The sequence below is a fragment of the Streptomyces turgidiscabies Car8 genome, assembly GCF_000331005.1.
In the GTDB taxonomy this organism is placed as follows: domain Bacteria; phylum Actinomycetota; class Actinomycetes; order Streptomycetales; family Streptomycetaceae; genus Streptomyces; species Streptomyces turgidiscabies.
The window spans coordinates 26,705-37,697 of the sequence record NZ_AEJB01000590.1 but is presented as its reverse complement, the minus strand read 5'-3'; the positions used below and the strand labels follow the sequence as shown (position 1 = coordinate 37,697).

The following is a 10,993-nucleotide window of genomic DNA, read 5'->3' as shown; positions in this document are numbered from 1 at the left end:
GCATCTACGTCGACGGCGGTCTCCTCGTCGCCGACGCCCCGCTCCTGAAGGTCCTCGGCATCGACGACCCGGGCGCGGCCAAGGCCCTCGCCGACGGAAAGCTCCTCAGCTTCCACAAGCCCCAGGTCGACAGGAACGGCACCGTCGGCATCAAGCTGATCACCGACCAGAAGGCCGCCGACCGCGCCGTCGAGCAGAACAAGCCGGTCCCGGGCGAGCTGAAGTCCTTCCCCGCCTACCAGGTGCCCGGCTCGCCCGACTCCTACGGAGTGCAGAGCGTGCTCAGCCCCGCCGCCGCCAAGGCCGCCGGACTGACCACTGTCCCCCTCGGCGCCTTCTTCAGCACCGACCGGATGCCCAGCACCGAGCAGCGGCAGAAGCTCGACGCCGAGATCGCCAAGCTCGGCAGTGACGTCGAGCTGACCGTGGAGCAGGGCTGGGTCGACGAGAACGGGCTCGTCCTGCTCGCGCTGACCGTCTTCGCCGGCCTGGTCACCATCGGTGCGGCCGGCATCGCCACCGGTCTCGCCCAGGCCGACGCGGAGGCCGATCTCAAGACGCTCGCCGCGGTCGGAGCCCCGCCCCGGGTGCGCCGCATGCTCAGCGGCTTCCAGTGCGGCGTGGTCGCCGCGATGGGTGTGGTCCTCGGCTCGGCGGCCGGTGTCCTGCCCGCGGTCGGGCTGCGGCTCACCGAGGAGCGCGAGCAGACGCGCTTCTACCAGGAGGCTCTCGACAACGGCTGGGTCGGCGCCGGTGACGCCCCGCCGTACGTGCCGATCATCGTCCCCTGGGAGACGCTCGCCGCCCTCCTGGTGGCCGTGCCCCTCGGCGCCGCCCTGCTGGCCGCGCTGGTGACCCGCTCTCGCGGGGCACTGGCCCGCCGCGCCGCGCACTGAGCCTCCGTCGCCCGACCGTGCCGTGCCCCTGGACGAGGGTGAATCGCCCTCGTCCAGGGGCAGTTGGTAGTCCCCGTCCGAAGGAATCTGTTCGAAGTCGGCCAGCGCTTCCGGGCCATCTCGTCGCGGTGCGCGCCGACAGGGCGGGCCCCGCCGAGACCTGATCGACTGCGGCGTCACGGGTTTTCTCGTCACTCCACAGCGTGGCCGATGAGTTTGTGGCTCCCGGCCGGTCCAAGCTCGTGACACCCCAGGAAAGGACACTGTCATGTCGGAGCTTCTCGTCGACTTCATTACCTCCCTCGACGGCTGCGCATCGGGCGAGGGATGGCCTGGCTTCTGGGGACTTGAGGGCCCGGAGTACCTCGCGTGGCTCGGCGAGCAGCCCGAGGTCACTTATCTGATGGGAGCGAACACCTACCGCCTGATGTCGGGCTTCGCCGCAGGCGAGGTCCCGAAGGGCCAAGACGAGTTCCGGCCCGAGGAAGAGGCGTCCGTCGACGAGCTCACGCGAGCGTCCAAGGTGGTGTTCTCCTCCTCACTCGAGGAGCCACTGACGTGGTCCAACTCCACGCTCGTCCGCGACGACGCCGTCGAGGCGGTCCGTGCCATGAAGTCGAGTGGCTCGGGGCTCCTCAGCACGATCGGCAGCCTCAGCCTGAGCCGGTCCCTGCTACGAGCCGGACTCGTCGACCGCTTCAGGGTCGTGATGTTCCCGGTGATCACCGGGGCCACGGGAGAAGAACGCATCTACGACGGCTATCCGGACGTCGCCCTCGAGATGATCGAGCACCGCACCTTCGACGGCCGCATCCAGCTGGCCGAGTACAAACCCCGCGTGCTCGAGCACCCGCCGCTCGGCGTCCCTGCGTGACGTCGCCCCGTCCGCCGGAGCCGGCGTCGGCAGACGCGGACAAGACCTGCTGATGGGGGCGAACGGCCAACATCAAGATACCCAGCCACCGACGACGACCTCGGCGCCGCCCTGGCGGAGTGAGTGCGCGGGTTCGTCGTCCTGTCGTACGAACGCGCGCACGGGGTGCCCTCGGAGGCGTCCCACCTGGCCTGGTCTCAGCGGATGTATTTCGCCGGCTTGGTGGCGGCGTTGAGCAGGTACTCCAGGGGGGTCACGTCGGAAGAAGCGCGACCAGATCGCGCCAAACAAACAAACCCCAGGCCACTGACCTGGGGTTTCGCATGGAGCGGGTGACGAGAATCGAACTCGCACTCTCAGCTTGGGAAGCTGGGGGTGTTTGGGGGCGGTTCGGGCTCTGACCTGGGTGAACGGTCAGGGCGCGGCTTCATTGGGCTCGGTCGCTTTCACCGTGGTTCCCCGCTCGATCTGGTGCGCTTGTGGTGCGGCAGCGACGCTGCGTCAGGAAGCGGGTATCGAGCGGGCAGCTTCAGCGGGGGCATCACCACTCCCGCCATTCGTCCGTGATCTGGTACCGGCCGAGTCCATGGCGGGCGGCGAGTGCGACGATGTCGACGCTGTGCTCGGTGAGCGACTGGTCGATGAAGTCGCACAGTTGCTCGCGCTCGTCGGTTTCGTAGGCGCTTCCGTTGTGGGCGTCGTTCACGGCGTTCAGGGCCAGGACGACGCGTTCCACGACGCCGAGGACCTCTGTGTCGCCTGCCTCGGCCAGCCCGGGAAGCTCCCGCTCGAAGGTGTCGAGGACGGCATCGGTCGCCGTGAGCAGTTCTTCGGGGAACAGTCCCGCCATGCACGCGCATTCAGGATCCAGGGTGCCGGCGGCAAGGCCTTCGGCTTCCTCGGCAATGCCGTGGCGCCAGTTCGTCGTAGGTCTCTCAGCCATGGAGCGGACCGTACAGCGCTGGTCTGACAGAGAGAGGTGGGCGAACCTCCGAACCCCGAGGCGGTGTCAGTCCCTCGTGCCATCATCCACACGTGCTGAAGATCCCCGGATATGAAGGCGGCCCTCTTGTCCAGGGCGCTGCCTACCTCGACGAAGCCTTGTTCTGGCCGGTTCACCTCGGCACCTGCTTGCGCGGTGAGGACGCGCAGCGAACCGCGTTCGGTGCCGACTGGGACGCGGCCATGGAGCTGTATCGCGTGCTGTGTGCCGAGGGTGAGTGGCCGGTGTTCAGCGTGCCTCTGCGCTCCGGGCACACTATCCACGTCGTCTACCGCAACATCGAGGGCGACCGAGGAGTGGACTACCTGATACATCACCCGGCGTGGTCCGCAGCGGAAATCCTTGCCGTGGATGACGGTCACTTCATGGGGCCTGGGATGGCCTGGCCGGAGTTGCTGTCCGCTGCTCGGCAGCCGGCAACAGAGGGCGTTGACGACTCCGATGCCCGTCTCTTGCTGCTCTTCCCGACACTGGGCGACGCGCGGCTTCCTGACGACGCAACCGTGGCCCTTATCACCGCCCTTACGGCTCTCACCTTGATCGAGGATCCTGCCGAAGTGGCGAGGATGCTCCTTGAGAATCAGGGCCAATGGGCGCCTGCTCACTGGAGGCTGGCAGACGGCGTCTGCATCAACGACGGTGGGCACTCCTACCGGAACCCCCGCAACGCCTTCGCCCTGCGCGAGGGGTGCCTTCTGGAGATCAGCAACGCACTGAACGACGGGGCAGCGACGGTTCGCAGGACATCCGACTGAAGCTCCGAACTTGGGAAGCTGCCGGCATTTGTGGCGGGCTCGGGTGCTGACCTGGGTGAACGGTCGGGTCGCGGCTTCGTCGGGCTCGGCCGCTTTCCCCCTTGATCTGGTGCGCTCGTGGTACAGGGCTGAGTGAATCGGCTCGCGGCTGGCTTGCATCGCGGCAGTGCCCCTCGGCCACGTGCTGTCAGTGGATACAACTACTGTGTTCGTGGGATGAGTTGACCGCGCTGCTTGCCATTGCTGGCCTGTCGAAGTCCTCGGGGAGGAGAACGATGCTTGGAACTATGATCCGAGATACATACACGAAAGAGGGCGCAAGAGATATAAGAGATGCTCTCGATGACATCGCTTCACCAAGAGATAACTACGGATTTTCTTCGGTTGGAGTATATTGTTATTTCGATCCCGAATCCTCTGATGTTCTATACGTTGGGCTAGCGAGGGATCTGACTCAACGATTCTGTCACCATAACGGTCTGATTTCCGCGAAACCCACCACCTGCAAAGTTCGCGAGATAAATGCTTGGTTCGCGGAGCATGAGCGTATGGGGTTCGCGGTTTTTGTCCAATCCCCTTTCGAGCAGGTTGCGACCGCAAGAAACGGCAGGCGCAAGAAGGCGCAGGCTGCCATTCGAATGGCTCTAGGTGAGCTGGATGAGGATGACTTGTCCGGTCTACAGCATGCGACCACAATGGAGGGCATTCTGATCGAGTCGTATCGTGCAAAGTATGGCTCAATCCCGCCGTGGAATAAAATGAATGCGTCGATTGCAGGTCAAGGTCTAGCAACTCAGAGCGGATACAATCTTCTCGATATCATGACTGGCAAGGTTGATTCGCTTATAATGGCACGCAGAACCATAAGGGAGCTCTCGGGTGACCCTACCAGCTTGGAATTCGAGAATCTTCTGCATGGTGGGCGCACGTACGCTACGGTCAAGTCCTGCGGGATTGGCATGGATAGCCATACTGTTCTGGCTGCTTTGAATGAAATGGTTTCCATGCCTATAAGAGAGGATCAAGCCAAGATCTCTCGCAAATTCGGCTGCGTACTCGATTGTTTCGTTAGCTTGCTCCCAATTTTTTGCTCTGATCAGAAAGTCATCCGCGTACCGCGATACGTCCAATCCCTGACGCATTAGCTGCCGTTGGATTATGCTTAGATAGAGGTCTCCCAGCGTGTCGCTGGCAGAGGTCAGTTGGGGGAGTCCTCTTTTGTTCGGTGAGCATTCTCCCAGAAACTCTGTGATATTTTTAGCGACTTCGACATTGAGGGTACGCGCCACGAGTTCCTGGCGAAGTCGTTCGTGATCGATGAACTCGTAGCAAGCTGCGATGTCGACCTCAACAATGAATTCGCTTGGAGACTCTTCAGCAAATGTCTCGTGCTGTACCCATCCCTCTCCGCCTCGGCTGTTGGGTTCCATTGCATCCGCGACGCTTGAAACTAGCGCCTGATAAATGATGCGAGATGTTAGTGAAGTAAGAATGATCGGCCGCTGGCCGAATTTATTTTTGGGCATCGTCATGATTTCTTTGGGGATGCGTGTGCCTCCGCAGAAATTAGCTTCCACCCACTTGATGGCGGACCTTTTTGAATCCATAAGGCATCGATCTGAGATCAAAATGGGAAGCCTGTCGAGTGGAGTCGATAGGCAGAATTCGGTGGCCGAGCTTAGGTCAAGCGACTGCATGATTTTCGGCGAGACCAGCATGTAGTCCTCCCTAATCCATAGCAAGGTGTTGCCTGACATTGTGCCCGCCGACTTCGTCTGGTGCCTGCTATTTCGGCGCACGCGGTCCCTCCCTACGACGTACCCCTTCTCGGGGAGCAAGCGTCTGATTGCTGTCAGTGCGGCCCGGGTGCCGGCCGGGCTGGAGCGGGGCGGAGACAGGAGCGCAGGCCCGGCCGGGGGCCGGGCCGCGTGCGGGGAGCGGAGCGAGCCGCCTTGAACCAGTAGAGAAAGTTGTAACTCAGTCGGTCTCCTGGGCCTCGGTTCTGTAGCTGGTGGGGGCCTTGAAATCGTGTGCGCAAGCTGGGAGTTCGGCTCCTTGGCGGTGTGCGAGGGGTAGGAAGAGCGCTGGTCGGACCGTCCAGGTGATGCGTGTGTCGGCGTGGGTGACTGACACCGTGCAGGGGTTCGAGTGCAGGAGGGCTCTCCGGGTTTCGATGCGGCCCTCGTACAGCCACGCCCATGCCTCGTCGGACGCATCCGAGTCGAGTGCCGGTGAGATGGTCCGCAGAGCAATGGCGATCCATCTGTCTGCCTGGGGCGGCGAGTAGGCGTCGAAGGATGCCCGGAGTACAGGCTGTTGCGCCACCTCGTTGAGGTCCTCGGTCCAGCACTCGCACCAGAAGCCCCGGCGGGGTCCGTTCGTCAGCACGGGTGGCCTCCCGGGCGGGTGTCGGTGAAGAGTTCCGCGGTGACCGTGTAGCCGCCCTGACTGTCGTGGACCACGACCCGGTGGGCGAGCGCGCTGACCATGCCCAAGCCTCTGCCGTGCTCGGCGTTCACCTGCGCGTGCTCGACCTTCGGGGCCGTGCCGGTGCCCCCGTCGTCCGTGACTGACAGGGCAATCACCTGGGCCGATACCGCGAGTGCCAGATGGAAACTTCCCGTCTCCTGGCCACTGGCCGTGTGGAGGACCGCGTTCGTGCTCAGCTCGCTCACGATCAGTTCGGCGTCGTCGGCCAGGGGTGAGCCACGCAGGATGTCGCGGGTCCAGCGGCGGGCTCGGCCGATCTCTTCTGGGAAACCTGGGCAAGTGAGTCCCCAGACCCGCGCTGTGCTCGTATACTCGTGCATACAAGTTCCTTCGTGCTGGTAGGCCGCCATGTGCAGCGGGTTCGGGCTAGACGAGTTTCACGCCGTCGTGGGCGCGGACGGCCGGCGGGGAGGTGGCGTCGAGTGCGTCCAGGACGCGGATCGCGTATGCCTCGTCGGCAAGCTCGGAGACTTCTTCACGGGTGGTCCAACGCAGCGCGCGGGTCTCGGTTCCGGTGGTGGGGGTGCCTTTGTCGGCCTCGCAGCGGAAGACCAGCGAGACGATCAGGCCCGTCATGTTCTTGTAGACGCCGGTGAGGGTCGCCGGAACTGCGATCCTGATGCCGGTTTCTTCGAGGACCTCGCGTTGCAGGGCCTCGGAGATGGTTTCCTCGCGTTCGAGGACGCCGCCCGGGGGCTCCCACTGACCGTTGTCGCGGCGCTGGATCAACAGAGCGCGGCCCTGGTCGTCGACGATGACTCCGGCAACGCTCACGGAGTGCGGACGGTCAGTGCTCACGTTCCTCGACCCTCTCAGGTGGCTAGGCTCTCCACCGTAGCAACAACACTCGCCCACTCGTCTAGATACCTAAAGGAGTACTCGTGACCTCACTCCCATCCGGCTTGCTCGGTGATCTCGACCCCACGAGCGATCGTGCGGTCTTCCGGCAGATCGCCGACCAGCTGCGCGAGGCCATCGACCGTGGGCGGTTCACCGAGGGCGCCAAGCTGCCCTCGGAAGCTGAGCTTGTCGAGCACTACGGGGTGTCCCGGATGACCGTCCGGAACTCCTTCTCCGTTCTCCAGGGGGAGGGGCTCGTGCACGCCGAGCACGGGAAGGGTGTGTTCGTACGGCCCCGGCCGCCCGTACGGCGACTTGCCTCTGACCGTTTCGCCCGGCGGCACAGAGAGCAGGGGAAGTCCGCGTTTATCGTCGAGGCCGACGCGGCCGGCAGTCACCCGCAGGTCGACAGCCTTGAGGTCAAGGAGGAGAAGGCCAGTCAGGACATCTCCACTCGCCTCGGCTCGGTACGGCGGGTGCTCGCCCGGCGGCGCCGGTATCTCCTCGATGGGAAGCCGGTTGAGTTCGCCGCCTCCTACCTTCCGCTGGACATCGCGCGCGGTACGGCCATCGCTGAGCCCAACCCCGGGCCCGGCGGTATCTACGCCCGGCTTGAGGAACTCGGCCACCGGCTCGATCACTTCGAGGAGGAGATCCGGGCCCGTATGCCCGCGCCGGCTGAGGTAAAGACGCTGCGGCTCGCCTCCAGTGTGCCCGTGATCCACCTGATCCGTACCGCGTTCGACACCGAGGGGCGGGCCGTGGAGGTCTGCGACACCGTGATGGCGGCGGACGCGTACGTGCTGTCGTACCAGCTCCCGGCGACGTGAGCGCATGACGTGCGGTGGTGCGCGGGGCTCCTTCTCCGAACTCGTACACCCCAACAGGCATACTCGTATAGACGAGTGGGCAAGTTGTGTGTCAGAGTGGTCCGCGTGAGCCCGAAGGTCGGGTTCGCATGACGCATCTTGTATAGATGACTAGGTAGGAGAACTGTCTTGCGTACCATCCGTGTTGAGACCTCAGCCGCGACGATCCTGCTGACCGAAGCTCCTGAGCCCAAGGTCCGCGACCGTCAGACGGGCGAGATCGCCAAGGACGCTGTCAGCGGTGAGGCGCTGATGACGATCGGCGTCGTCCACATCCAGGACGGCGAGTCGTCGCTGATCAAGGTCACCGTTCCCGAGGGCGGTGTTTCTGAGGGGCTGGCGCTCGGGGCGCCCGTCTCGCTGCCGGGGCTGGTGGCCCGGCCGTGGGAGAGCGTGTTCAACGGGCAGCAGCGTCACGGCATCGCGTTCCGTGCCGCCGCTGTTACCCCGGCCGCGTTCCCCGCCGCGATAGGGGCCACCGCCTGATGAGCGACCTGACGACGCTTCTGGAAGTGGGTGGTTCCCTCGCCGCGCTCGGCGGCGGGGCCGCCTACACCCGGGCCAAGCACCCGGCGGCGTACTGGTCCACGGTCGGCCTGCCGATATCCACGGCCCGGCTGCTCGGCTCGTACACCTCGGTCATGGAGGCGTGCGGCCTGACCGTGGCTCCGTCCCGGCTGCGGGTGCTGGCCGTGAAGGCCACCACTCGACGTGAGGTCCGGCCGGTACCGCCGCGCCGGGGCATCATCCGGCCCACCTCGACCGGGCTGCGGATTCGTCTGCGGCTCGCTCCGGGGCAGGAACCCGCCGACGTCGCTGCCTCGGCCGAACGGCTGCGGCACGCCTGGGGCGTTCACGCCGTGTACGTCACGACCGTCAAGCCGGGCGTCGTCGAACTGCGGCTCGTCGGCTTCGACGTACTGCGGCGGGTACGGATGCCCCGCAAGGCCGACACCGGGCTTTTGAAGGTTCCTGTGGCGCTGCGGGAGGACGCGACCGCGTTCGTCCGCGACTACCGGACCGTTCCGCATCAACTCACCCTCGGTGCAACGCTGTCGGGCAAGTCCATGTACCTGCGCCACCTTGTCGCCGGGCTCGCCCGGCAATCCGTCGCCCTGGTCGGTATCGACTGCAAGCGCGGTGTCGAGCTGGCGCCGTTCGCCGCCCGGCTCTCCGCGCTGGCCACCGACCCCGACCAGGCGGCCGAGCTGCTGCCCGCGCTCATTGAGGAAATGGAGGACCGCTACGACCTGATCAAGGCTCGGCAGGGCATCGCACCCGGCACCCCGGACGAGGAGATCACCTCGGACATCTGGGGCCTGCCCGAGAACCAACGCCCCGTGCCCATCGTGCTGTTCGTCGACGAAGTGGCCGAACTCTTCCTCGTCGCCACGAAGAAGGAGGAGGAACGGCGGGACGAGATGGTCACCCAGCTCATCCGCCTCGCCCAACTCGGCCGCGCCGCCGGGATCTACCTGGAGGTCTGCGGGCAGCGCTTCGGCGCCGAACTCGGCAAGGGCGCCACCATGCTCCGCGCCCAGTTGACCGGCCGGGTCTGCCACCGCGTCAACGACGAAGCCTCCGCCAAGATGGCCCTCGGCGATATCGCCCCCGAAGCTGTCGGCGCCGCCTGCGCCATCGCTCCCGAACGGCCCGGCCTGGCCGTGGCCGGTGACACCTCCGGCGGCTGGTCCCGTATCCGCACCCCGTACCTCTCCCTGAGCGACGCCGCAGAGATCTGCCGAGAGTCGGCCCACCTGGTGCCCGACCTGCCCGCGCTCAAGCCCTTCCGGCCCGACGTGCCCGTAGCTGCCGTGGAAGCACCGGCCCCGGCTGTCCGGCCGCGCCCCGTGACCGACTGACCCTCCTCCCCGCCCAACTCCCGTCGCCGACTCCCTACCCCTCCCATGCCCGAACCCGGAAGGAGCGACATCATGCGCGCCCAACTGGCCCGCATCGACGCGGTACTTGTACAGGCGCTCATCGCCGCCGCACTGTCCTTCGCCCACCTGCACGACGTTGCCTCGGCGGCCGGACAGGACGGGTGGAAGGCGTGGGCGTATCCCGTCTCGGTCGATCTGCTGCTCGTCGTCGCCTGGCGTCGACTGCGGTCCGGCCACACGAAGGCGAGTGCCTGGTGCTGGTTCGTCATCGCGCTCGCCGCGTCCCTCGGCGCCAACGTGGCCACCGCCGGACTCCTCGACCTGGACCAGGTGCCAGCCTGGTTGCGCATCCTCGTCGCGGGCTGGCCTGCGGTCGCCTTCCTCGGCGGAACACTCCTCGCGCACTCCGCACCGACTGCGGCACCCGAGAACGACGGCAAGGCCACCGAGAACATCGAGGGCCAGGAGGACGCGCCCGAACCCTCACCTGCCCCCTTGCCCAAGCAGCCGGCCCAACGGGCTCCGACTCCGGCTCCCGAACAACCGGCCGTATCCGTCCCGCCCGTCCCGACTGCCCTGGTCGAGCACGCTCGCAAGGTCGCCGCCGAGCACCACACGCGCACGGGAGCACCGATCGACACTCCCACCCTCCGCGCCCGTCTCGGCGTTCCCGCCCCCATGGCCGAAGCCATCGCCGCCCAACTCGCCTGAATCAGGAGGCCGAACCATGCCTCTCTTCTGCTTCAACACGCCCGCCGACTACCTCGACGCAGCCCGTCAGATGGCCGACTCCGGCCGCCCGGCGCTGGCCAGGCTCCTCGCCGAAGAGGCCGCCGACCGCGTAGCGGAGCCTGCCGAAGTGGCCCGCATCCTGGCCGAGTTCCCGGGCCCCACCCTGCGACAGGAGGACTGACCGTGCCCGCGCCGAACCGCTTCCGCAACGTGATCCGCATCGGTCCCGTCCAGGTCGGCACGTCCTACGACGCCCGGGGCCGCGAGAAGCACACCGCCGCCTGCATCGCCCCGCGCTGCGGCTTCTCCGCCGACTACGACAGCCGTGCCGCCGCCGAACTCGCCGCCCGCACCCACAACTGCCCCGTCCGCTGAAAGGACTCAGCACACCGTGACCGTCAGCCTGCCGCTCGTTCTCGTCCTCGGACTCATCGCCTGGGGAGCGGTCAAGTTCCTCGGCGTCCGCGTCTGGATCGTCGTCGTGATCGCCCTGTTCGGCTTCCTGCTCTCGCGCACCTTCATGGCTCCGGCCATCGACTCCGGCACGCGCGACGGCGTGGACGTCATAAACGGCTCACATGACTAGACGAGTAGATAAGGAGAGCTTCGCTGTGTTCCTGCGCTCGATGCTCCGCGACCAGCACCGGCGCT

Annotated in this window: 14 protein-coding genes and 1 pseudogene; 10 read left to right on the top strand and 5 right to left on the bottom strand. The window is 65.9% G+C overall.

The window, feature by feature from the left end; genetic code table 11:
• A pseudogene (locus STRTUCAR8_RS41605) lies at nucleotides 1-896 on the top strand (ABC transporter permease); the annotation flags it as partial.
• A 268-nt stretch (nucleotides 897-1,164) separates the two neighbouring features.
• Complete coding sequence (locus tag STRTUCAR8_RS41600; protein WP_006382402.1) at nucleotides 1,165-1,770, top strand: dihydrofolate reductase family protein; 606 nt, start codon at nucleotides 1,165-1,167, stop codon at nucleotides 1,768-1,770.
• Between the two features lie 541 nt (nucleotides 1,771-2,311).
• Here STRTUCAR8_RS41600 and STRTUCAR8_RS41595 read toward each other — a convergent pair.
• Nucleotides 2,312-2,713, bottom strand: coding sequence for a hypothetical protein (locus STRTUCAR8_RS41595; protein ID WP_044473787.1), 402 nt, complete (start codon nucleotides 2,711-2,713; stop codon nucleotides 2,312-2,314).
• A gap of 92 nt (nucleotides 2,714-2,805) precedes the next feature.
• Between STRTUCAR8_RS41595 and STRTUCAR8_RS41590 the strand changes: the two genes are divergently transcribed.
• A complete protein-coding gene (locus STRTUCAR8_RS41590) occupies nucleotides 2,806-3,528 on the top strand; it encodes a hypothetical protein (RefSeq protein ID WP_006382399.1) in 723 nt (240 codons plus the stop codon).
• Nucleotides 3,529-4,313: 785 nt separating this feature from the next.
• Here STRTUCAR8_RS41590 and STRTUCAR8_RS50840 read toward each other — a convergent pair.
• From STRTUCAR8_RS50840 to STRTUCAR8_RS41570, 4 genes are all read right to left on the bottom strand, one after another.
• Nucleotides 4,314-5,246, bottom strand: coding sequence for a reverse transcriptase domain-containing protein (locus STRTUCAR8_RS50840; protein ID WP_158697494.1), 933 nt, complete (start codon nucleotides 5,244-5,246; stop codon nucleotides 4,314-4,316).
• A 259-nt stretch (nucleotides 5,247-5,505) separates the two neighbouring features.
• Complete coding sequence (locus tag STRTUCAR8_RS54875; protein WP_006382389.1) at nucleotides 5,506-5,916, bottom strand: hypothetical protein; 411 nt, start codon at nucleotides 5,914-5,916, stop codon at nucleotides 5,506-5,508.
• Nucleotides 5,910-6,338 (bottom strand): ATP-binding protein, encoded by a 429-nt coding sequence (locus STRTUCAR8_RS41575; protein WP_006382392.1) that lies wholly within the window; start codon nucleotides 6,336-6,338, stop codon nucleotides 5,910-5,912. The genes STRTUCAR8_RS54875 and STRTUCAR8_RS41575 overlap by 7 nt, the downstream gene beginning before the upstream one ends.
• A gap of 46 nt (nucleotides 6,339-6,384) precedes the next feature.
• Nucleotides 6,385-6,792, bottom strand: coding sequence for an NUDIX hydrolase (locus STRTUCAR8_RS41570; protein ID WP_006382385.1), 408 nt, complete (start codon nucleotides 6,790-6,792; stop codon nucleotides 6,385-6,387).
• A 107-nt stretch (nucleotides 6,793-6,899) separates the two neighbouring features.
• On the opposite strand from STRTUCAR8_RS41570, the gene STRTUCAR8_RS41565 reads away from it, so the two are divergent.
• The 7 genes from STRTUCAR8_RS41565 (at nucleotide 6,900) to STRTUCAR8_RS41535 (ending at nucleotide 10,928) form a co-directional block, all read left to right on the top strand.
• The gene (locus STRTUCAR8_RS41565) at nucleotides 6,900-7,688 is read left to right on the top strand and encodes a GntR family transcriptional regulator (protein ID WP_006382400.1); all 789 of its coding nucleotides are present in this window, start codon (nucleotides 6,900-6,902) and stop codon (nucleotides 7,686-7,688) included.
• Nucleotides 7,689-7,856: 168 nt separating this feature from the next.
• Nucleotides 7,857-8,213 carry an SCO3933 family regulatory protein gene (locus STRTUCAR8_RS41560; RefSeq protein ID WP_006382423.1) on the top strand — a complete coding sequence of 119 codons (357 nt, stop codon included), beginning with the start codon at nucleotides 7,857-7,859 and terminating at the stop codon, nucleotides 8,211-8,213.
• Complete coding sequence (locus tag STRTUCAR8_RS41555; protein WP_006382404.1) at nucleotides 8,213-9,589, top strand: FtsK/SpoIIIE domain-containing protein; 1,377 nt, start codon at nucleotides 8,213-8,215, stop codon at nucleotides 9,587-9,589. Before STRTUCAR8_RS41560 ends, STRTUCAR8_RS41555 begins: the two co-directional genes overlap by 1 nt.
• Before the next feature lie 72 nt (nucleotides 9,590-9,661).
• Nucleotides 9,662-10,321, top strand: coding sequence for a DUF2637 domain-containing protein (locus tag STRTUCAR8_RS41550; protein WP_006382418.1), 660 nt, complete (start codon nucleotides 9,662-9,664; stop codon nucleotides 10,319-10,321).
• Between the two features lie 16 nt (nucleotides 10,322-10,337).
• On the top strand, nucleotides 10,338-10,523 hold the full coding sequence (locus STRTUCAR8_RS41545) for a hypothetical protein (protein ID WP_006382386.1): 186 nt from the start codon (nucleotides 10,338-10,340) through the stop codon (nucleotides 10,521-10,523).
• Nucleotides 10,524-10,525: 2 nt separating this feature from the next.
• Entirely contained in the window at nucleotides 10,526-10,717 is a 192-nt protein-coding gene (locus tag STRTUCAR8_RS41540; protein WP_006382390.1) for a mobile element transfer protein, read from the top strand.
• Between the two features lie 16 nt (nucleotides 10,718-10,733).
• Nucleotides 10,734-10,928: a hypothetical protein gene (locus STRTUCAR8_RS41535; protein ID WP_006382415.1), complete on the top strand. Its 195-nt coding sequence runs from the start codon at nucleotides 10,734-10,736 to the stop codon at nucleotides 10,926-10,928.
• The last annotated feature ends 65 nt before the right edge of the window (nucleotides 10,929-10,993 follow it).